Annotated in this window: 17 protein-coding genes; 14 read left to right on the forward strand and 3 right to left on the reverse strand. The window is 73.4% G+C overall.

The window, feature by feature from the left end:
• Positions 1–27: 27 nt before the first annotated feature.
• From ACZ5NW_RS04995 to ACZ5NW_RS05015, 5 genes are all read left to right on the forward strand, one after another.
• On the forward strand, positions 28–2,259 hold the full coding sequence (locus tag ACZ5NW_RS04995; protein WP_468742304.1) for a serine/threonine-protein kinase: 2,232 nt from the start codon (positions 28–30) through the stop codon (positions 2,257–2,259).
• A gap of 85 nt (positions 2,260–2,344) precedes the next feature.
• Positions 2,345–3,910, forward strand: coding sequence for a phytoene desaturase family protein (locus ACZ5NW_RS05000; protein ID WP_468742305.1), 1,566 nt, complete (start codon positions 2,345–2,347; stop codon positions 3,908–3,910).
• A 104-nt stretch (positions 3,911–4,014) separates the two neighbouring features.
• Entirely contained in the window at positions 4,015–5,124 is a 1,110-nt protein-coding gene (locus ACZ5NW_RS05005) for an NAD(P)H-dependent flavin oxidoreductase (protein ID WP_468742306.1), read from the forward strand.
• On the forward strand, positions 5,121–6,674 hold the full coding sequence (locus ACZ5NW_RS05010) for an acyl-CoA synthetase (RefSeq protein WP_468742307.1): 1,554 nt from the start codon (positions 5,121–5,123) through the stop codon (positions 6,672–6,674). Before ACZ5NW_RS05005 ends, ACZ5NW_RS05010 begins: the two co-directional genes overlap by 4 nt.
• Before the next feature lie 74 nt (positions 6,675–6,748).
• Entirely contained in the window at positions 6,749–8,242 is a 1,494-nt protein-coding gene (locus tag ACZ5NW_RS05015; RefSeq protein WP_468742308.1) for an acyl-CoA synthetase, read from the forward strand.
• A gap of 51 nt (positions 8,243–8,293) precedes the next feature.
• Here ACZ5NW_RS05015 and paaK read toward each other — a convergent pair whose 3' ends face one another.
• Complete coding sequence (paaK, locus tag ACZ5NW_RS05020; RefSeq protein WP_468742309.1) at positions 8,294–9,589, reverse strand: phenylacetate--CoA ligase PaaK; 1,296 nt, start codon at positions 9,587–9,589, stop codon at positions 8,294–8,296.
• A gap of 173 nt (positions 9,590–9,762) precedes the next feature.
• Here paaK and ACZ5NW_RS05025 point away from each other — a divergent pair, with 173 nt between their 5' ends.
• Together ACZ5NW_RS05025 and ACZ5NW_RS05030 are read left to right on the forward strand one after the other, a co-directional pair.
• Positions 9,763–10,638: an alpha/beta fold hydrolase gene (locus ACZ5NW_RS05025; RefSeq protein WP_468742310.1), complete on the forward strand. Its 876-nt coding sequence runs from the start codon at positions 9,763–9,765 to the stop codon at positions 10,636–10,638.
• Between the two features lie 105 nt (positions 10,639–10,743).
• A complete protein-coding gene (locus tag ACZ5NW_RS05030) occupies positions 10,744–11,451 on the forward strand; it encodes an alpha/beta fold hydrolase (RefSeq protein ID WP_468742311.1) in 708 nt (235 codons plus the stop codon).
• A 21-nt stretch (positions 11,452–11,472) separates the two neighbouring features.
• Here the strand turns inward: ACZ5NW_RS05030 and ACZ5NW_RS05035 are convergent, their stop codons facing one another.
• The gene (locus ACZ5NW_RS05035) at positions 11,473–13,074 is read right to left on the reverse strand and encodes an acyl-CoA synthetase (protein ID WP_468742312.1); all 1,602 of its coding nucleotides are present in this window, start codon (positions 13,072–13,074) and stop codon (positions 11,473–11,475) included.
• Between the two features lie 173 nt (positions 13,075–13,247).
• Here ACZ5NW_RS05035 and ACZ5NW_RS05040 point away from each other — a divergent pair, with 173 nt between their 5' ends.
• The 7 genes from ACZ5NW_RS05040 to ACZ5NW_RS05070 all read left to right on the forward strand — a co-directional run bounded on the left by ACZ5NW_RS05040 (position 13,248) and on the right by ACZ5NW_RS05070 (position 19,094).
• Entirely contained in the window at positions 13,248–14,048 is an 801-nt protein-coding gene (locus tag ACZ5NW_RS05040) for a crotonase/enoyl-CoA hydratase family protein (protein WP_468742313.1), read from the forward strand.
• A gap of 9 nt (positions 14,049–14,057) precedes the next feature.
• A complete protein-coding gene (locus tag ACZ5NW_RS05045; RefSeq protein WP_468742314.1) occupies positions 14,058–14,999 on the forward strand; it encodes a Zn-ribbon domain-containing OB-fold protein in 942 nt (313 codons plus the stop codon).
• Positions 14,996–16,045, forward strand: coding sequence for a thiolase domain-containing protein (locus tag ACZ5NW_RS05050; RefSeq protein WP_468742315.1), 1,050 nt, complete (start codon positions 14,996–14,998; stop codon positions 16,043–16,045). The genes ACZ5NW_RS05045 and ACZ5NW_RS05050 overlap by 4 nt, the downstream gene beginning before the upstream one ends.
• Positions 16,042–17,208, forward strand: coding sequence for a thiolase domain-containing protein (locus tag ACZ5NW_RS05055; protein WP_468742316.1), 1,167 nt, complete (start codon positions 16,042–16,044; stop codon positions 17,206–17,208). Before ACZ5NW_RS05050 ends, ACZ5NW_RS05055 begins: the two co-directional genes overlap by 4 nt.
• A 127-nt stretch (positions 17,209–17,335) precedes the next feature.
• Positions 17,336–17,578 (forward strand): DUF397 domain-containing protein, encoded by a 243-nt coding sequence (locus ACZ5NW_RS05060; RefSeq protein ID WP_468742317.1) that lies wholly within the window; start codon positions 17,336–17,338, stop codon positions 17,576–17,578.
• Positions 17,579–17,605: 27 nt separating this feature from the next.
• On the forward strand, positions 17,606–18,508 hold the full coding sequence (locus ACZ5NW_RS05065) for a universal stress protein (protein WP_468742318.1): 903 nt from the start codon (positions 17,606–17,608) through the stop codon (positions 18,506–18,508).
• 88 nt (positions 18,509–18,596) lie between these two features.
• Positions 18,597–19,094, forward strand: coding sequence for a hypothetical protein (locus ACZ5NW_RS05070; protein ID WP_468742319.1), 498 nt, complete (start codon positions 18,597–18,599; stop codon positions 19,092–19,094).
• Between the two features lie 22 nt (positions 19,095–19,116).
• Here ACZ5NW_RS05070 and ACZ5NW_RS05075 read toward each other — a convergent pair whose 3' ends face one another.
• Positions 19,117–21,081 carry an N-acetylmuramoyl-L-alanine amidase gene (locus ACZ5NW_RS05075; RefSeq protein ID WP_468742320.1) on the reverse strand — a complete coding sequence of 655 codons (1,965 nt, stop codon included), beginning with the start codon at positions 21,079–21,081 and terminating at the stop codon, positions 19,117–19,119.
• Positions 21,082–21,264: the final 183 nt, after the last annotated feature.

The following is a 21,264-nucleotide window of genomic DNA, read 5'->3' on the forward strand; positions in this document are numbered from 1 at the left end:
CCGGGCGAACGGGGGCGACGGCGCACGATGGGGGACAGCAGGCTGATCCAGGGCCGGTACCGGCTGCTCGATCTGATCGGACGGGGCGGCATGGGCGAGGTGTGGCGGGCCCGGGACGAGTCGCTCGGCCGGCAGGTCGCCGTCAAGTGCCTCAACCCGCTGGGCCCGCAGCACGACGCGGCCTTCACCCGGGTGCTGCGGGAGCGGTTCCGGCGCGAGGCCCGGGTGGCCGCCGCACTCCAGCACCGGGGGGTGACCGTCGTCCACGACTTCGGGGAGAGCGACGGCGTGCTCTTCCTCGTCATGGAGCTGCTGGACGGGCGCAACCTCTCCCAGCTCCTGGAGGACGGCGGGAACCGGCCGCTGCCCGTCCCGGACGTGGTGGAGATCGCCGACCAGGTCGCCTCCGCCCTCGCCTACACGCACCGGCAGGGCATCGTCCACCGCGACCTCAAACCGGCGAACATCGTGCGGCTCGGCGACGGCACCGTGAAGATCTGCGACTTCGGCATCGCCCGCCTCGGCCACGACATCGGGCTGACCTCCCGCCTCACCGGCACCGGCATCGCCATGGGCACCCCGCACTACATGTCCCCGGAGCAGATCGCCGGGACCGAGGTCGACAGCCGCAGCGACCTGTACTCGCTGGGGTGCGTCCTCTACGAGATCGCCACCGGGGCGCCCCCGTTCGACCTCGACGACCCCTGGGCGATCCTCGTCGGGCACCGCGACACCGAACCCCGGCCGCCCCGCGCCCACCGCCCCGACCTGCCCGACTACCTCGACCGGATCATCCTGGACCTGCTGGCCAAACGGCCCGAGCAACGGCCCCCCGACGCACGGGAATTGGGCCGGCGGATCGGAGCGGGCCGGACCACTCCGGTGTACGTGCCCACCCTGGTGACACCCCGCCCCGAGCTGCGCCCGCCCCCGCCCGACGGCCCGCGCCCCGCCCTGCCGGAGCCCAGGCTGCCGTCCTGGACGCGCGGCATGACGACCGGGCACAAGGCCACCGGCGCCGGACTGAGGGCCGTCCCGCCGGACGCGGGGGCCGCGCTGACCGGTTCCTGGACAGCCGCTCCGGCCGCCACCGCGGTCAGCGCCGGGCCCGCCCCGGAGGCGCTCGCCGCACTCGCCGCGCGCCACCGCACCGGACTCGGCCTGGGCCGGCTCGGGCGGTGGACCGAGGCGGGGGAGGTGCACCGAGCCGTCGCCGCCGAACGGGCCCGGCTGCTCGGCCCGGACCACCCCGACACCCTCGCCAGCCGCTACGAGGCCGCCTTCGCCCTGGCCCGCACCGGCCGCACGGTCGACGCCCTGCGCGCCTACCAGGAGGTGGCCGCCACCCGCGCCCGGGTGCTCGGCGCCGACCATCCGGACACCCTGGCCGCCCGGCAGGAAATGGCGTACGTGCTGGGCCAGTTGGGCCGGCCCTTCGACGCCCACCAGGTCTACACGTCGGTCCTGGCCGCCCGGGAGCGCACGGCGGGCCCCGACCACCCCGACACCCTGCGCTGCCGCCACAACCTCGCCTTCAACCTCAGCCGGCTCGGCCGCCCCGAGGAGTCGTACCGCATGGCCTGCGAGGTCGCCGGGGCCCGCGCCCGCGTGCTCGGGCCCGAGCACCCCGACACCCTCGTCACACGGTACGAAGTGGCGTACACGCTCGGCCAGTTGGGGCGCTGGGCGGACGCGCTGCGGACCTATTGGGAGGTCGCCGCGGCCCGGGTCCGCGCCCTCGGCCCCGACCACCCCGACACCCTCGCCGCCCGCTACGAGACCGGCATCTGCCTCGGGCGCCTGGGCCGCAGCGCGGAGGCGCTCCAGCTCTACCGCGAGCTGATCGACGACCGCACCCGCGTCCACGGCCCGACCCACCCGGAGACCCTGCGCGCCCGGCACGGCCTCGGGGTGAACCTCGGCCGCCTCGGCCGCTGGGAGGAGGCCCTCGCCGAGTCCCGCGACGTGTACGCCATCCGCGAGCGCGTCCTCGGCCCCGAGCACCCCGACACCCTCGTCAGCCGCCGCGAGGTGGCCGTCGGCCTGGGCTGGCTGGCCCGCTGGTCCGACGCCCTCACCGAGTACCGCGGGGTCGCCGCCGCCCGCGAGCGCGTCCTGGGCGCCGACCACCCCGACACCCTCGCCAGCCGCACCGACGAGGCCCACTGCCTGGAGCGACTGGGCCGACGCGCGGAGGCGGCCGATCTGTACCGCAGGGTGGCGGCCCTACGGGCGGGCAGAGCGGTGGGCGGGGCGTGAGGGGCCACCGAGCACCCCCTGTTGGGACGAGCCGCCACTCCGCACACCTCTGGCTGATGTGGATCACCCCGTGTTACCAAGAACCATGTCCGCACACGAGGGATCCCGCACCTACGACGTCGTGATCGTCGGCGGAGGGCACAACGGGCTGGTCGCCGCCGCCTACCTGGCCCGGGCCGGGCGGTCCGTGCTGGTGCTGGAGCGGCTGGACCACACCGGGGGCGCCGCCGTCTCCACCCGGCCCTTCGCCGGCGTCGACGCCCGCCTCTCGCGCTACTCCTACCTGGTCAGCCTGCTGCCGAAGAAGATCGTGCGCGATCTCGGCCTGGACTTCCGGGTCCGGGCCCGGGACATCTCGTCGTACACCCCCGTGGAGCGCGACGGCCGGCCGACCGGCCTGCTCGTCGGCGGCGGGGAGCGCCGCACCCGGGAGGCGTTCGCACGGCTGACCGGCGGCGAGCGCGAGTACGCGGCCTGGCGGCGCTTCTACGCCACGACCACCCGGGTCGCCGAGAAGGTCTTCCCCACGCTCACCGAGCCCCTGCCCACGCGTGACGAACTCCGCCGCCGCGTCGACGACGAGGAAGCCTGGCGGATGCTCTTCGAGGAACCCATCGGCACCGCCATCGAGGACCGCTTCGCCGACGACCTGGTCCGGGGCGTGGTCCTCACCGACGCCCTCATCGGCACCTTCGCCGACGCCCACGACCCCACCCTCGCCCAGAACCGCTGCTTCCTGTACCACGTGATCGGCGGCGGCACCGGCGCCTGGGACGTGCCCGTCGGGGGCATGGGCGCCCTCACCGACGCGCTCGCCCGGGCGGCCCGCGACGCCGGCGCGGTCCTCGCCACCGGCCACGAGGCCCTGCGCGTCGACACGGACGGCCGAACCGCCGAGGTCGCCTTCCGCACCGCCGACGGCGAGGGCGTCGCCGCCGCCCGGCACGTCCTGGTCGGCGCCTCCCCCCAGGCCCTCGCCGCCCTCACCGGCGACACCCCGCCCGCCCCCGCCGAGGGCGCCCAGCTCAAGGTGAACATGCTGCTCAAGCGGCTGCCGAGGCTGCGGGACAGCTCCGTCGACCCGCGCGAGGCGTTCTCCGGCACCTTCCACATCGCCGAGGGCTACGAGCAGCTGGCCACCGCCCACGCCCAGGCCGCCGCCGGTGAACTGCCCGCCGCGCCGCCCTCGGAGATCTACTGCCACTCGCTGACCGACCCGACGATCCTCGGCCCCGATCTCGTGGCCCAGGGCTACCAGACGCTCACCCTGTTCGGCCTGCACACCCCGGCCCGGCTCTTCGAACGGGACAACGACGGCGTGCGCGAGGAGCTGCTGAAGCTGACCCTCGCCCAACTGGACGCCCATCTGGCCGAGCCGCTCGCCGACTGCCTGGCCACCGACGCGGACGGCCGCCCCTGCGTCGAGGCGAGGACCCCGCTCGACCTGGAGCGCGACCTCGGGCTGCCCGGCGGCAACATCTTCCACCGCGCGCTGTCCTGGCCGTACACCCAGGAGGGCACCGGCCGCTGGGGCGTGGAGACCCGGCACCCGAACATCCTGCTGTGCGGCGCGGGCGCGGTACGCGGCGGAGGCGTGAGCGGAGTGCCCGGACACAACGCGGCGATGGCGGTGCTGGAGGCGGGGGAGTGACCGGCGCGGCGGGAGCCCTCCTCCGGCGGCCGGGCGCCCAAGAAATCTGACGGTCTATCAGAAAGCCTCTTCCGTCGGCCGGGCCGCTGCGGCATCCTGCGCCCATGCAGACGGAGCTGAGCAAGCACCTGGGAGTCGAGCACGCCCTCTTCGGCTTCACGCCGTTCCCCGCCGTCGCCGCCGCCATCAGCAGGGCCGGCGGCTTCGGCGTGCTCGGCGCGGTCCGCTACACCGACCCCGACGACCTCAAGCGCGACCTCGACTGGCTCGACGCGCACACCGACGGCCGCCCGTACGGCCTCGATGTCGTCATGCCGGCGAAGAAGGTCGAGGGCGTCAGCGAGGCCGACGTCGAGGCGATGATCCCCGACGGCCATCGAGCGTTCGTCCGGGACACCCTCGCCCGGTACGGCGTGCCGGACCTGCCGGAGGGCGAGGCGTCCGGCTGGCGCATCACCGGCTGGATGGAACAGGTCGCCCGCACCCAGCTCGACGTCGCCTTCGACTACCCGATCAAGCTGCTCGCCAACGCGCTCGGCTCCCCGCCCGCCGATGTGATCGCCCGCGCGCACGACCGGGGCGTCCTCGTCGCCGCCCTGGCCGGCAGCGCCCGGCACGCCCGCAAACACCGGGACGCGGGCATCGACATCGTCGTCGCCCAGGGCTACGAGGCCGGCGGCCACACCGGCGACATCGCCTCCATGGTGCTCACCCCGGAGATCGTCGACGCCGTCGCCCCGCTGCCCGTGCTGTCCGCCGGCGGCATCGGCACCGGCCGCCAGGTCGCGGCCGCGCTCGCCCTCGGCGCCCAGGGCGTCTGGCTCGGCTCGGTGTGGCTGACCACCGCCGAGGCCGACCTCAGCTCGCCCGCCCTGACCCGCAAACTGCTCGCCGCGGGCTCCGGCGACACCGTCCGCTCCCGCGCCCTGACCGGCAAGCCCGCCCGCCAGCTGCGTACCGAGTGGACCGACGCCTGGGACGACCCGAACGGCCCCGGCACCCTGCCGATGCCGTTGCAGGGTCTGCTGGTCGCCGAGGCCCTGTCCCGTATCCAGCGGTACGAGGTCGACCCGCTGCTCGGCACGCCCGTCGGTCAGATCGTCGGCCGGATGAACGAGGTCCGCGGCGTCCAGGCCGTCGTCGACGACCTCACCCGCGGCTTCGCGGAGGCCGTCGACCGGATCAACCGCATCGCCGGAAGGAGCGGAAAGTGACGAGCGCGCCCCCCACGGGCTTCTGGGCCCAGGCCACCGCCGACCCCGCCCGCACGGTCCTCGTCGCCCCCGACGGCGAGGAGTGGAGCGCCGGCCGGCTGCACGCGGACGTCAACCGCCTCGTCCACGCACTGCGCGCGGCCGGCCTGGAACGGGGCGACGCCTTCGCCGTCGTCCTGCCGAACGGCCCCGAGTTCCTCACCGCCTATCTCGCCGCCACCCAGGCCGGGTTCTACCTGGTGCCCGTCAACCACCACTTCGTGGCCCCCGAGATCGCCTGGATCGTCGCCGACTCCGGCGCCAAGGTCCTCATCGCCCACGAACGCTACGGCGACGCGGCACGCCGGGCCGCCGACGAGGCCGGCCTGCCCGCCGGGCAGCGGTACGCGGTCGGCGCGGTCGAGGGCTTCCGGCCGTACGCCCAACTCCTGGACGGGCAGCCGGAGTCGGCGCCCGCCGACCGCACGCTCGGCTGGGTCATGAACTACACCTCCGGCACCACGGGCCGCCCGCGCGGCATCCGGCGCCCCCTGCCCGGCAGGCTTCCCGAGGAGGCGTACCTCGGCGGCTTCCTCGGCATCTTCGGCATCCGTCCGTTCGACGACAACGTCCACCTGGTCTGCTCGCCGCTCTACCACACGGCCGTCCTCCAGTTCGCGGGCGCCTCCCTGCACATCGGGCACCGGCTGGTCCTCATGGACAAGTGGACGCCCGAGGAGATGCTCCGCCTCATCGACACCCACCGCTGCACGCACACCCACATGGTCCCCACCCAGTTCCATCGGCTGCTGGCCCTGCCCGAGTCCGTCCGGCGGTCCTACGACGTCTCCTCGATGCGGCACGCCATCCACGGCGCCGCCCCCTGCCCCGACCACGTCAAGCGGGCGATGATCGACTGGTGGGGGAACTGCGTCGAGGAGTACTACGCGGCCAGCGAGGGCGGCGGAGCCTTCGCGACGGCCGAGGACTGGCTAAAGAAGCCGGGTACGGTCGGCAAGGCGTGGCCCATCAGCGAACTCGCGGTCTTCGACGACGACGGCAACCGGCTCGCGCCCGGTGAACTCGGCACGGTCTACCTGAAGATGAGCACCGGCGGCTTCGCGTACCACAAGGACGAGGACAAGACCCGCAAGAACCGCATCGGTGACTTCTTCACCGTCGGTGACCTCGGCTATCTCGACGAGGACGGCTATCTCTTCCTGCGCGACCGCAAGATCGACATGATCATCTCGGGCGGGGTGAACATCTACCCCGCCGAGATCGAGTCCGCGCTGCTCGCCCACCCGGCCGTCGCCGACGCCGCCGCCTTCGGCATCCCGCACGACGACTGGGGCGAGGAGGTCAAGGCCGTGGTGGAGCCCGCCCCGGGCCGTGAGGCGGGGCCGGACCTGGCGGCCGAACTCCTCGCCCACTGCGCCGGCCGGCTCGCCGGGTTCAAGTGCCCGAGGAGCGTCGACTTCGTCGCCGAGATGCCCCGCGACCCCAACGGCAAGCTGTACAAGCGACGACTGCGGGATCCGTACTGGGAGGGCCGCACCCGCCCTCTCTGAGGGGACCGGCCCTGGTCGCTTTCGGGGCGGGGGCGACTTGACCTGGTCCGGGGCCGGGCCGAGGATCAGGGAGCATGACGCCCGGACACGGCAGTACGGTCGACGGGGTGCTGCGGCGCAGCGCCCGGCGCACCCCGGCCCGCCTTGCGGTCGAGTACCGCGACCGCACCTGGACCTACGAGGAACTCGACGACGCCGTCTCCCGCGCGGCGACGGTCCTGCTCGCGCAGGGCCTCGCCCCCGGGGACCGGGTCGGCGCCTACGGCCACAACTCCGACGCCTACCTCATCGCCTTCCTCGCCTGCGCCCGCGCCGGCCTGGTCCACGTACCGGTCAACCAGAACCTCACCGGTGACGACCTCGCCTACATCGTCGGCCAGTCCGGCAGCACCCTGGTCCTCGCCGACCCCGACCTCGCCGGCCGGCTCCCGGACGGCGTCCGGACGTTGGCGCTGCGCGACACCGACGACGCGCTGCTCGCCCGGCTCGCCGACGCACGGCCGTACGACGGGCCGGAGGCGCGCGGCGAGGACCTCGTCCAGCTGCTCTACACCTCGGGCACCACCGCCCTGCCCAAGGGCGCGATGATGACCCACCGCGCGCTGGTGCACGAATACCTGAGCGCGATCACCGCCCTCGACCTCAGCGCAGGCGACCGCCCGGCGCACTCGCTGCCGCTCTACCACTCGGCCCAGATGCATGTGTTCCTGCTGCCGTACCTCGCGGTGGGCGCCACGAACATCGTCCTCGACGCACCCGACGGCGACGTGCTCTTCGACCTGGTCGAACAGGGCCGCGTCGACAGCCTGTTCGCCCCGCCCACCGTGTGGATCGGCCTGGCCAACCGCCCCGACTTCGCCACCCGCGACCTGAGCGGACTGCGCAAGGCGTACTACGGCGCGTCGATCATGCCGGTGCCCGTGCTGGAGCGGCTGCGCGAACGCCTGCCGAAGCTGGCCTTCTACAACTGCTTCGGCCAGAGCGAGATCGGCCCGCTGGCCACGGTTCTCGCACCCGACGAGCACAAGGGCCGCATGGACTCCTGCGGCCGGACCGTGCTGTTCGTGGACGCGCGCGTGGTCGACGAGGACGGCAAGGACGTGCCCGACGGCACACCCGGCGAGATCGTCTACCGCTCGCCGCAGCTGTGCGAGGGCTACTGGGACAAGCCCGAGGAGACCGCCGAGGCCTTCCGCGACGGCTGGTTCCACTCCGGCGACCTCGCGGTGCGCGACGCGCACGGCTACTTCACCATCGTCGACCGGGTCAAGGACGTCATCAACTCCGGTGGCGTTCTGGTCGCCTCCCGCCAGGTCGAGGACGTCCTCTACACCCATGACGCGGTCGCCGAGGTGGCCGTGATCGGGCTGCCCGACGACAAGTGGATCGAGGCGATCACCGCGGTCGTCGTGCCGCGCGGCGAGGTCACCGAGGAGCAACTCGTCGCCCACGCGCGGGAGAAGCTCGCCGCCTTCAAGGCGCCCAAGCGGGTGGTCTTCGTGGACGAGCTGCCCCGCAACGCCAGCGGGAAGATCCTCAAGCGGGAACTGCGGGAGCGCTTCGGCTGACTCGGCCCGCCGAGCTCTCGAACCCGAGTCGGCCACCCGCCCCTGACACCGTCAGCGCGGCCGCTCGTCCACGATCCGCCGCAGCTTGCCCATCGACCGCTCCAGGGATTCCGGGTCGACGATCTCCACGCCCACCGACACCCCGATCCCGTCCTTCACCGCCGCGGCGATCGCCCGCGCGGCCGTCTCCCGGTCCTCGGGCGTCGCGTCCGGCCGGGCCTCCGCGCGGACCGTCAGCGCGTCCAGGCGGCCCTCCCGGGTGAGCCGCAGCTGGAAGTGCGGGGCCACGGCCGGCGTGCGCAGCACGATCTCCTCGATCTGCGTCGGGAACAGGTTCACCCCGCGCAGGATCACCATGTCGTCGCTGCGCCCGGTCACCTTCCGCATCCGGCGGAACACCCGGGCCGTGCCGGGCAGCAGCCGGGTCAGGTCGCGGGTGCGGTAACGGACGATCGGCATGGCCTCCTTGGTGAGCGAGGTGAAGACCAGCTCGCCCTCCTCGCCCTCCGGCAGCACCTCGCCGGTGATCGGGTCGACGACCTCCGGGAAGAAGTGGTCCTCCCAGATGTGCAGCCCGTCCTTGGTCTCCACGCACTCCTGCGCCACGCCCGGGCCGATCACCTCCGACAGTCCGTAGATGTCGACCGCGTCGATCGCGAACCGCTCCTCGATCTCCCGTCGCATCTCCTCCGTCCAGGGCTCCGCCCCGAACACCCCGACCTCCAGCGAGGTGGCCCGCGGGTCCACGCCCTGGCGTTCGAACTCGTCGAGGAGGGTGAGCATGTAGGACGGCGTCACCATGATGACGCGGGGCTTGAGGTCCTGGATCAGCTGCACCTGACGGCTCGTCATGCCGCCGGACGCGGGGACGACCGTACAGCCGAGCCGTTCGGCGCCGTAGTGCGCGCCGAGGCCGCCGGTGAACAGGCCGTATCCGTACGCCACATGGACCGTGTCGCCGGGACGGCCGCCCGCCGCGCGGATCGAGCGGGCCATCATGTCGGACCACATCGACAGGTCGGCGTCCGTGTAGCCGACGACCGTCGGGCGGCCGGTGGTGCCGCTGGAGGCGTGGATCCGGCGGATGCGCTCGCGGGGGACGGCGAACATCCCGTACGGGTAGTTCTCCCGCAGGTCCGCCTTCGTGGTGAAGGGGAAGCGGGCCAGGTCGTCGAGGGAGCGGCAGTCGTCGGGGTGGACGCCGGCCTTGTCGAAGGACTCCCGGTAGAACGGCACATCGGTGTACGCGTGCCGCAGCGACGAGCGCAGCCGCTCCAGCTGCAACGCCCGCAGCGCGTTCGCGTCGAGCCGCTCTCCCGAGTCCAGCAGGTCCCTCGCCTCCGCCATGGGCGCTCTCTCCCTCACCAACCGTGCCATTCCGGTCAACCGATCATTCGGTCGAGCCCTTCGGGATCAGTAATTCAGGCGGCCGGGCCGGTGGCAAGAGGGGCGTGCGGTGTTTCTCCCGCACCGGGAAACTCCGTTGTCCGAGCGCGGTCCGGTCCGCGATCATCACGGGCATGCCGATCTTCACCGCACCCGACGGAACCGAGCTCGCCTACCACGTCAGGGGTGCGGGCGACCCCCTTGTCGTGATCCCGGGCGGCCCCATGCGGGCCTCGGCGTACTGCGGCGACCTCGGCGGCCTCACGGCCCACCGCCGACTGATCCTGCTCGACCTGCGCGGCACCGGTGACTCGGCGGTGCCGGCGGACCCGGCGACGTACCGCTGCGACCGGCTGGTCGACGACGTGGAGGCGCTGCGGGCCCACCTGGGGCTGGAGCGGATGGACCTGCTCGGGCACTCGGCGGGCGGCAGCCTCGCCGTGCTCTACGCCGCGCGGTACCCGCACCGGGTGGCCCGGCTCGCGCTGATCACCACCGCCGTGCGGCCCCTCGGCCTGCGGGCCACGCCGGAGGACCGGCGCGCGGCCGCGCGGCTGCGGGAGGGGGAGCCCTGGTTCGGGACGGCGTACCCCCTGCTGGAGGAGTGGCTGGCCGGCGGCGAGTACGACGACGCCATCACCCCCTTCTTCTACGGGCGCTGGGACGCCACCGCGCGGGCGCACGCGGCGGCGGAACTCGAGGAGACCAACGAGGACGCGAGCGACCGCTACTACGCCGACGTCGAGGTCGTCGTCGACCCGGCCGAGGTCCGGGCCGGCCTGGCCCGGCTCACCGCTCCGGTGCTGCTCCTCGCCGGTGGGCTCGACGGAGGGCCCCGCCCCGAGCTGGCCCGGCGCACCGCCGAGGCCTTCCCGAACGCCGTCCTCGCCGTCCAGCCCGACGCCGGCCACTACCCGTGGCTGGACGACCCGTCCTGGTTCGTCGCGCGCGTCTCCGCTTTCCTGAATGGTGCGGTGGCGCCGCCGGCGAAGGGTGGGGTGCTGTCGTAGGTGGAGGTGGGCCGGGTGGCTGTGCCCCCGGCCCGGGGCCGGGGGTGTTCTGCTGTCGGCAGATCAGAGACCCGTTCCGTCCGTCCGCCTCCTAAGGTGCCCGTCATGGACACCGCACCGCAGACCGTCCAGGCCGACGGCGTCACGCTCGCCTACCGGGTCTGGGGCCCCGAGGGCGCCGCTCCCGTCCTCCTGCTGCACGCCCGGGGCGCCGACGGCGCCGACTGGGCGGACGTCGCGGTGCGACTGGCGGCCGGCCCGCGCCGGGTGTACGCCCTCGACCTGCGCGGACACGGCCGCAGCGAGTGGTTCGGCGAGACGCCGGGCGCCTACGCGTACGAGGCGATGAGCGACGACGTCCACGCCTTCCTCCACGCCCTCGGCATCGTCCGGCCCGACGTCGTGGGCCATTCGCTGGGCGGCATGGTGGCCTGCCTGCTCGCCGTGCGTCACCCCGGGGACGTCCGACGGCTCGTCCTGGAGGACGTACCCGCGCCCTTCCCCCTCGACCCGCCGCGACCGCCCGCCGAACGGCCCGCCGGCGAGCTGCCCTACGACTGGCCGCTCATCCCGGCCACCGACGCGCAGCGCAACGCCCCCGACCCCGCGTGGTTCGACGCCCTGCGCGAGATCGCCGCGCCGGCCCTGCTGATCGGCGGCGGGCCCGCCAGCTCGATCCCGCAGGAGCAGATCGCCGCGCTCGCCGGACTCCTGCAGGACGCCCGGCAGGTGACCGTCGACGCGGGACATCTCGTGCACGAGACGCGGCCGGAGGAGTTCCTGGCGCACGTGGAAGGCTTTCTTACGGTGTGACAGGTGAGGCGGATGCGGCTCTCAGGCGTCCGCCGCCACCGCCACCTCCCGCGCCCACCGGTAGTCCGCCTTGCCGCTGGGCGAGCGGCGGATCGCGTCCGTGATCACCAGCTGGCGCGGGATCTTGTACCCGGCGAGACTGCCGCGGCAGTGGACCTGGATGTCCTCCAGGGTCGGATGCGGCGCGCCCGGGCGGAGCTGGACGACGGCGGCCACATGGTTGCCCCAGCGGGGGTCAGGCACCCCGGCGACGAGCGCGTCGTACACGTCCGGATGCGCCTTCAGCGCCTGCTCGACCTCCTCCGGGTACACCTTCTCGCCCCCGGTGTTGATGCACTGCGAGCCGCGCCCGAGGACGGTCACCACGCCGTCCTCGTCGACCGTGGCCATGTCGCCGAGCAGCACCCAGCGTTCGCCGTCCTGCTCGAAGAAGGTCTCGGCGGTCTTCACGGGGTCGTTGTAGTAGCCGAGCGGCACATGGCCGCGCTGGGCGACGCGGCCGATCCCGCCCGCGGCGAGCGGCGCGCGCGTGGCCGGATCGACCACACGGGTACGGGAGTTGACCCGGATGCGGAAGCCGCGCTCGGGGCCGGCGTCCTCGGTCGCGGTGCCGTTGAAGCCGGACTCGGAGGAGCCGAAGTTGTTGAGCAGCATCGCGTTCGGCATCAGCTGCTGGAACTGCCGCCGGACCGTCTCCGACATGATCGCCCCGGACGACGACACGCTGAACACCGACGAGCAGTCCGTGCCGTTCAGCGGCCCCGCGAGCGCGTCGATCAGCGGCCGCAGCATCGCGTCGCCGACCAGGGAGATGCTGGTGACCTTCTCCTTCTCGATGGTCCGCAGCACCTCCTCCGGCACGAACTTGCGGTGCAGCACCACCCGTTGGCCGAAGTTGAGGCCGATGAACGCCGTCAGGGTGGACGTGCCGTGCATCAGCGGGGGCGTGGGGAAGAAGGTGATGCCCGCCCCGCCCGCCGCCACCCGCTCGGCCAGCTCCTCGGGCTTGGCGACCGGCACCCCGGTCGGCGCCCCGCCGCCCAACCCGGCGAAGAACAGGTCCTCCTGACGCCACATCACGCCCTTGGGCAGTCCGGTGGTGCCGCCGGTGTAGATGATGAACAGGTCGTCGCCCGACCGGGCCGCGAAGCCGCGCTCCGGTGATGCCTCGGCCTCGGCCTGCGCGAAGGCCGTCCCCAGCTCTCCCGCCCCGACCCGGATCAGCCGCCGCAGCTTCGGGGCCTTCGGCAGCGCCGCCGCGACCCGGTCCGCGAACTCCCCGTCGAAGACCAGGGCGGCCAGATCGGCGTCCCGGTACAGATACACCAACTCGTCCTCTACGTACCGGTAGTTGACGTTGACCGGGACGAGCCGCGCCTTCAGGCAGCCGAGGACCGTCTGGAGGTACTCGACGCCGTTGTACAAGTGCAGCCCGACGTGCTCGCCCGGGCGGATCCCGGCGTCCAGGAGATGGTGGCCGACGCGGTTCGCGGCCGCGTCCAGCTCGGCGTACGTCAGCCGGCGCTCGGCGCCGGTGCCCGGATGGTCGACGTACACGAGCGCCTCGCGCTCCGGGACCACATCGACGACCGACTCGAACAGGTCGGCAAGGTTGTACTCCACCGTTCCTCCTGACCGCGCGCGGCACCGGCTGCCGGTCATCAGAGCAAAGGGCCGCACGACTGTGAAGGGGCCGCGCACAAGAAATCTGACTACCTGTCAGAAAACCCTTGAAGTGCACCGGCGCCTCCTGCAACCTGTTCTCGTTCTGAGGCGCACGCAGACGGGAGACGGCGATGAGCGGGACGGAACACCTGACCGTGCGGCGCGAAGGCGCCACACTCGTGCTCACCCTCGACAGGCCCGACGCCAGGAACGCGCTCTCGCTGCCGATGCTCGTCGGCCTGTACGACGGCTGGCTGGAGGCCGACGCCGACGACGCGATCCGCTCCATCGTGTTCACGGGCGCCGGCGGCGACTTCTGCGCCGGCATGGACCTCAAGGCCCTCGCCGGACAGGGCATGGCCGGCGAGGAGTACCGCGACCGCCTCAAGGCCGATCCCGACCTGCACTGGAAGGCCATGCTGCGCCACCACCGCCCCCGCAAACCGGTGATCGCCGCCGTCGAGGGGTACTGCGTCGCCGGCGGCACCGAGATGCTCCAGGGCACCGACATCCGCGTCGCCGGCGCGTCCGCCACCTTCGGTCTCTTCGAGGTCCGGCGCGGCCTCTTCCCGATCGGCGGCTCCACCGTCCGCCTCCAGCGCCAGATCCCGCGCACCCACGCCCTGGAGATGCTGCTCACCGGACGCCCCTACACCGCGACGGAAGCCGCGGCCATCGGCCTGATCGGACACGTCGTCCCCGACGGCACCGCCCTCGACCGGGCCCTGGAGATCGCCGAACAGGTCAACGCCTGCGGCCCGCTCGCCGTCGAGGCCGTCAAGGCGTCCGTCTACGCCACCGCCGAGATGACCGAGGCCGACGGCCTCGCCGCCGAACTCACCCGTGGCTGGCCCGTCTTCGACACCGCCGACGCCAAGGAGGGCGCCCGCGCCTTCGCGGAGAAACGACCGCCCGTCTACAAGCGCGCCTGAGGAGTCCCCGTGTCCGAAGTGCTCACCGCCCCCCTCGTCGTCGAGTTCCCCTTCACCCGCTCCCTCGGCCCCGTCCAGAGCGCCTTCCTGACCGGACTGCGCGAACGGGTCGTGCTCGGCGTGCGGACCACCGACGGCCGCACCCTCGTACCGCCCGTCGAGTACGACCCCGTCACCGCCGAGGAACTGCGCGACCTCACCGAGGTGTCCCCGACCGGCACCGTCACCACCTGGGCCTGGAACCACCAGCCCCGCCCGGGCCAGCCCCTCACCACCCCCTTCGCCTGGGTGCTGGTCCGCCTCGACGGCGCCGACACCGCCCTCCTGCACGCCCTCGACGCCCCCGGCCCCGACACCGTGCGCACCGGCCTGCGGGTACGCGTCCGCTGGGCCGAGCGGCGCACCGGCGCCATCACCGACATCGCCTGCTTCGAGCCGTACGACGGAGAGCCGGACCATGTCACCGGCCACACCGGGGAGTTCACCGACCCCGTCACCGGGATCGTCGCCCCCGCCCGCCTCGACTACACCTACGCCCCCGGCCGCGCCCAGTCCGCCCACCTCACCGCGCTCGCCGAACGCCGGACGGTCGGCGAGCGCTGCCCGTCCTGCCGCAAGGTGTACGTGCCACCGAGGGGCGCCTGCCCCACCTGCGGCGTCGCCACGGAGGAACAGGTCGAGGTGGGCCCCCGCGGCACCGTCACCACCTTCTGCATCGTCAACATCAAGGCCAAGAACCTCGACATCGACGTTCCCTACGTCTACGCGCACATCGCCCTCGACGGCGCCGACCTCGCCCTGCACGGACGCATCGGCGGCATCCCCTACGACCAGGTCCGCATGGGCCTGCGCGTCGAACCCGTGTGGACCGAGGGCGCCCGCCACCCCGACCACTACCGGCCGACCGGCGAACCCGACGCGGACTACGACACCTACAAGGAGCTGCTGTGACGCGGGACATCGCGGTCGTCGCCTTCGCGCAGTCCGACACCCTGCGCACCACCGACGAGCTCTCCGAGGTGGAGATGCTCATGCCCGTCCTGCACGAGGTGCTCGCCCGCACCGGCCTGCGGGCCGCCGACATCGGCTTCACCTGCTCCGGCTCCAGCGACTACCTGGCCGGCCGCGCCTTCTCCTTCACCCTCGCCCTCGACGGCGTCGGCGCCTGGCCCCCGATCTCCGAGTCCCACGTCGAGATGGACGGCGCCTGGGCGCTGTACGAGGCCTGGACCAAGCTGCGCACCGGCGACGCGGACACCGCGCTCGTCTACGCCTACGGCAAGTCCTCACCCGGCCCCCTGCGCGATGTGCTGACCCGCCAGCTCGACCCGTACTACGTCGCCCCGCTGTGGCCCGACTCCGTCGCCCTCGCCGCCCTCCAGGCCCAGGCCCTGATCGACGCCGGCGACACCGACGAGGCCGAACTCGCCGCGATCGGCGCCCGCAGCCGACGGGCCGCGACCCTCAACCCCCACGCCCAGCTGAGGGGTTCGGTCCCGCGCGGCGACTATGTCGTACGGCCGCTGCGCACCGGCGACTGCCCGCCCATCGGCGACGGCGCCGCCGCAGTGATCCTCGCGGCGGGGGAACGCGCCCGCGAACTGTGCGAGCGGCCCGCCTGGATCCGAGGCATCGACCACCGCGTCGAGGCCCACTCCCTCGGCGTGCGCGACCTCACCGACTCGCCCTCGACCCGCCTCGCCGCCGAACGCGCCGGCGCGTTCGAACGACCCGTCGACACCGCCGAGTTGCACGCCCCCTTCGCGTCCCAGGAGGTCGTCCTGCGCAAGGCGCTGCGGCTCGACGACAGCGTCCGCGTGAACCTCTCCGGCGGCGCCCTCGCCGCCAACCCCGTCATGGCCGCCGGTCTGACCCGCATCGGCGAGGCCGCCGCCCGCGTCCACCGGGGCGCCTCCGACCGCGCCCTCGCCCACGCCACGTCCGGCCCGTGTCTGCAACAGAACCTGGTCGCCGTACTCGAAGGGGATCCGCGATGAGCAAGGAACCCGTGGCCGTCGTAGGCGTCGGCCAGACCAAGCACGTGGCGGCACGGCGGGACGTCTCCATCGCCGGGCTGGTCCGGGAGGCGGCCCAACGGGCTCTGAACGACGCCGAGTTGACCTGGGCGGACATCGACGCCGTGGTCATCGGCAAGGCGCCCGACTTCTTCGAGGGCGTCATGATGCCCGAGCTGTACCTCGCCGACGCGCTCGGCGCCGTCGGCAAACCCCTGCTGCGCGTGCACACCGCCGGATCGGTCGGCGGATCCACCGCCCTCGTGGCGGCCAACCTCGTCGCCGCCCGGGTGCACGGCACCGTCCTCACCCTCGCCTTCGAGAAGCAGTCCGAGTCCAACGCCATGTGGGGACTGTCCCTGCCCATCCCCTTCCAGCAGCCCCTGCTGGCCGGCGCCGGCGGCTTCTTCGCCCCGCACGTGCGCGCGTACATGCGGCGCAGCGGGGCACCCGACACCGTCGGTTCCCTCGTCGCCTACAAGGACCGGCGCAACGCGCTGAAGAACCCCTACGCGCACCTCCACGAGCACGACATCACCCTGGCCAAGGTCCAGGCGTCGCCCATGCTGTGGGACCCGATCCGCTACTCCGAGACCTGTCCCTCCTCCGACGGCGCCTGCGCGATGGTCCTCACCGACCGCGCCGGAGCCGCCCGCGCACCCCGGCCGCCCGCCTGGATGCTGGGCGGCGCGATGCGCAGCGAGCCCACGCTCTTCGCCGGCAAGGACTTCGTCTCCCCGCGGGCCGGCAAGGACTGCGCGGCCGACGTCTACCGCCAGGCCGGCATCGCCGACCCCCGCCGGGACATCGACGCCGTCGAGATGTATGTGCCGTTCTCCTGGTACGAGCCCATGTGGCTGGAGAACCTCGGCTTCGCCGCCGAGGGCGAGGGCTGGAAGCTCACCGAGTCCGGGGTGACCGAGCTCGACGGCGACCTCCCGGTCAACATGTCGGGCGGGGTGCTCTCCACCAACCCCATCGGCGCCTCCGGCATGATCCGCTTCGCCGAAGCCGCGCTCCAGGTGCGCGGGCAGGCCGGGGAACACCAGCTGGAGCGGGCCCGCCGGGTCCTCGGGCACGCCTACGGCGGCGGCGCGCAGTTCTTCTCCATGTGGCTCGTGGGCAGCGAGCCCCCGGACTCCTGAACGACTCCCGAAACGTCCCCCGGGAGTCCTCCGAGGTCCACGGAAAGGTCCCGCTCACGTGCTCTGTCGGCACCCCGGACCGATCGCTAGGCTGGCCGCGGACGACGGAACCGGGAGGAGCACGGACGTGGCCGAGAGCACCATCCAGCAGCAGCCGCTCACGGGCTGGGACAAGCCTGAGCTGGACCTCAGCAACGCCGAGTGGCAGTCCAGCAGCAGGGGCCGGGGGGATGTCCAGATCGCCTTCGTCGAGGGATTCATCGCGATGCGCAACAGCGGCCGTCCCGAGAGCCCTTCCCTGATCTTCACCTCCGCGGAGTGGGGCGCCTTCGTGTCGGGCGCCCGGGAGGGGGAGTTCGACCTCACCTGACCCGGCCGTCGGGCCTGGAGGTGGACCATGAGCAGCCTGCCGGTCGTCGCGGCCGTCGACGGTTCCGAGGACAGCCTGCGCGCCCTCGACTGGGCCGCCGACGCCGCACGCCGGCGTGAGGCACCGCTGCGGGTGGCGCACGTACGCCAGTACGCCGCCTGGACCCAGCCCGGCACCCCGCTCGTGGTGCCGCCCGTCCCCGAGGAGGACCCCGTCCTCACCGGCGCGCGCGCACGCGTGGAGAGCGGGACGCCGCCGGCGGAGACGGAGTACGTCGGCCTCGACGGCGCGCCCCGCGTCCTGCTGCCCGGCCTCGGCACCGAGGCCCAGCTGCTGGTCCTCGGCTCACGCGGCCGGGGCGGCTTCGCCGGTCTGATCCTCGGCTCCAACGGGCTGACCGCTGCCCGCGACGCCGAGTGCCCGGTCGTGGTGGTGCCCCGGCCCGGCCGCCGGGTCGACACCGCCGCCCCCGTCGCGCCCGGCCCCCGCGTGGTCGCCGGCCTCGACGTGGACAGCCCGGACGACGCCGTCCTCGACCTCGCCTTCACCGAGGCCGCACGGCGCGACGCGCGCGTCCAGGTGGTCGCCGCCTACCCCTGGCCGGTCCCGACCTGGGCGGCCCCCGCCGAGATGGTCCCGCAGGCCGTCGACCAGGAGGCCGTCGAGAGCGAGATCCGCACCCTCGCCGAGGTCTTCCTCGCCCCCCACCGCGAGCGGCACCCCGGTGTCACGGCCGCGCCGTCCCCGCTGCCCGGGGACGCGGCCGCACACCTGGTCGCCGCCTCCCGGGACGCCGAGCTGGTGGTGATCGGCCGCCACCGCCGCCGTCTGCCCGCCCTCGCCCGGCTGCTGGGGTCCGTCACCCACGCCGTCCTCCTGCACGCCGCGAGCCCGGTGGTCGTGGTGCCACCCGCGCCGGGGGAGGACTGAGGACCTCTCCCGGCCGGTTGCGAGGGCCCCCCGCCGACCCCGCCCTCCCGCACGGCGCCGAAGGGTCCCGGGCACGTACCATGGCGACATGTCGTTCCTCCGCCGCCGCAGCGCCACCCCCGCCGGGCCCGACTTCGACGTACTGGCCATGGATCCGGGCGACTGGCCCGGCAATCTCGGCGCCGGGCTGCTGCCCGCCCCCGACGGCAGCTGCCAGGGCGTCTTCCTGCGCTACGACCTCTTCGGTGGCCGCGGCCCCGCGATGATCATCGGCAATCTGCCCGAGGGCTCCCCGGCCCGCGAGGTCGCCGACGGCGAGATCCCCTTCGAGGTGGCCCAGCTGCTGATCGCCCTGGAGAACGACGAGGAGGTGACCGTCGTCGGCGTCGAGGACATGCCGGTCATGCAGGGCGACAACCTTCTGATCGTGCGGCGCCTCAAGCTCTCCGAGAGCCGTATCTCCTGTGTGCAGTTCGACCGCAGCGACCAGGTGCTGGTCACCATCGCCGCCTGGGACCGCCCCATCACCGACGACCTGTACGCCCTGCTGAAGCCGCTCCCTGCGGAGCTTTTCCAGCAGGGCTGACGGCCCCCGCGACACAGCGTCGCTAGGACGCCGACGTCACCAGCCGCACATCCGCGGCCCGCACGAACGCCACCCGGTGGCCGTACTGGATCTCGTAGTACAGGTCCTTGCCCACGACCACCCGGTGCGAGTCGGCCGAGAAGGTCACCGCGTAGTAGTACTCACCGGGCACCGTGTCGCCGAGGACGTACCGCTGGCCCTTCGGCAGGGTGTACGGCAGCGGCGAGACCGACTGCGCGGGCACGCCCTGCGGATACGCCGACGCCTCGGGGTAGGCGCGCCCGTACACCGGGACGCTGTCCACGCCGTCCTTGGGCGTGACCACCAGGCCCGACGCGGGCACCGCCGTCGGCTGCTTCGCCGGGTTCCGGAACCACGCCTTCTGCCCCAGGTACCAGATCGCCGTCCAGTCGCCCCACCGGTCGGCGACCGCGTACTGCTGTCCGGTGGACACGCGTGAGGACAGGTCGTTGACGTCGGTCGTCGGGGCCGAGCCCAGGCCGATGTCCTTGATCAGCGGCGCGTTCTCGTCGTGGTCGGTGTACAGCCGCACCTCGCTGGAACCGTGCGCCGCGCAGGGCGCGCCCCCCGTCGTACAGCCCGTGAACACCGGCTGGTTGGCCGCGTAGTCCGGGCGGATCGTCACCATGCCGCCGCTCTTGCCGGCCGTCCGCTTGAGCGGGTGGCCCAGCAGTTCGAAGTAGTGCCGCCAGTCCCAGTACGGCCCCGGGTCGGTGTGCATCCCGGCGACCGTCGAGGCGGTCGGACCGGGCACCGTGTCGTGGCCCAGGATGTGCTGCCGGTCCAGCGGGATGCCGTACTGCGCCGCCAGATACGTCACCAGCCGGGCCGACGCGCGGTACATGGCCTCCGTGTACCAGGAGTCCGGCTGGGCGAGGAACCCCTCGTGCTCCAGGCCGATCGACGTGGCGTTCACGTACCAGTTGCCCGCGTGCCAGGCCACGTCCTTCGCCTTCACATGCTGGGCGATGTGGCCGTCGGTGGAGCGCAGGGTGTACTGCCAGGACACATACGTCGGGTCCTGCACCATGTTGAGGACGCCTTCCCAGCCGCCCTCCGTGTCGTGCACGACGATGTACCGGATGTGCTGGGAGGCCGGGCGGTCGCCCAGGTCGTGGTTGCCGTAGTCGTTGTCCCCGAACTCCTCGTAGGGCGCGGGGATCCACTCGCAGGACACGGTCGCCGGGCATTCGGTGCCCGTGGCCGAGGAGACCCGCAGACCGGTCAGCGCCAACTGGGCCGTGTCCGGCACCAGGTCCGGGAGCGCCGGCAGGTCGACGCGCTGGCCGGAGTCCGTGGTGCGCCGCTCGCCGGTGCGGATCACGTCGTAGACGTCCCGCGCGTACGCGGCGGCCGTCGCCGTGTCGTCGGCGCCGGAGAAGCGGGCCACCGCCCCGTACCAGTCGGCCGGGTCGCCGCTGAGCGGCTCGCCCAGCCGCCGCTGGGCGGCGGCCAGGAGGGCCGCGCCGCCGGCGATGTTGGCGGCCGGGTCGCCGCGCAGCGCGCCGGCGCTCAGCCCGGTCAGCTCGGCGGCCTTGCGCAGCGTCGTGAGACGGGCGGGCAGTTCGGCGTCCGGCGGGATCTCCCGGTCGGGGTGGAGCGCCGCGCGGGCGCTGTCGCCGCGGGGGTCCCCGGCGGCCTCGCTGCGGTGCGGGACAGTGGCCAGGGCCGTGCGGGCGTCGGTGAGGTGCATCGGCCCGTAGCCGCCGGTGACGCTGGGCGCGCCGCCGTGCGTGTCCCACCGGGACTGCAGATAGGAGACGCCCAGCAGGACGCTCTGCGGGACGTGGTACTCGGCGGCCGCGGCGGCGAACGCCCGCTGCAGCTCGCCGGACGAGGGGCGGGCGGGCGACGGGGCCGCCCCGATCAGGGGCAGGACGAGCGCCGCCGACGCCACCGCGCCGAGGGCTCCTCGGGTGCGTCCGCGACGGGGGAGAAGCCTGGGGACGCTGACGGATCCTCGCAATGCGGCCTCCTGGGGCAGGGGAGCGTGGGGGGTGCGTGCGGGGCCGGGCTGGGTCAGTGGTACCGGCTGGCCGACGATCCGTCAATCATGCCCAGAGGTGGACGAATTCCCTCGTCACGCGAGGCTTCGGCGAGTTTCGCGACGGCGGGCGCGGGGCCTGCGGGGCGTCAGTGGCGTACTCCA

This window comes from Streptomyces sp. NPDC032126 (genome assembly GCF_055580085.1).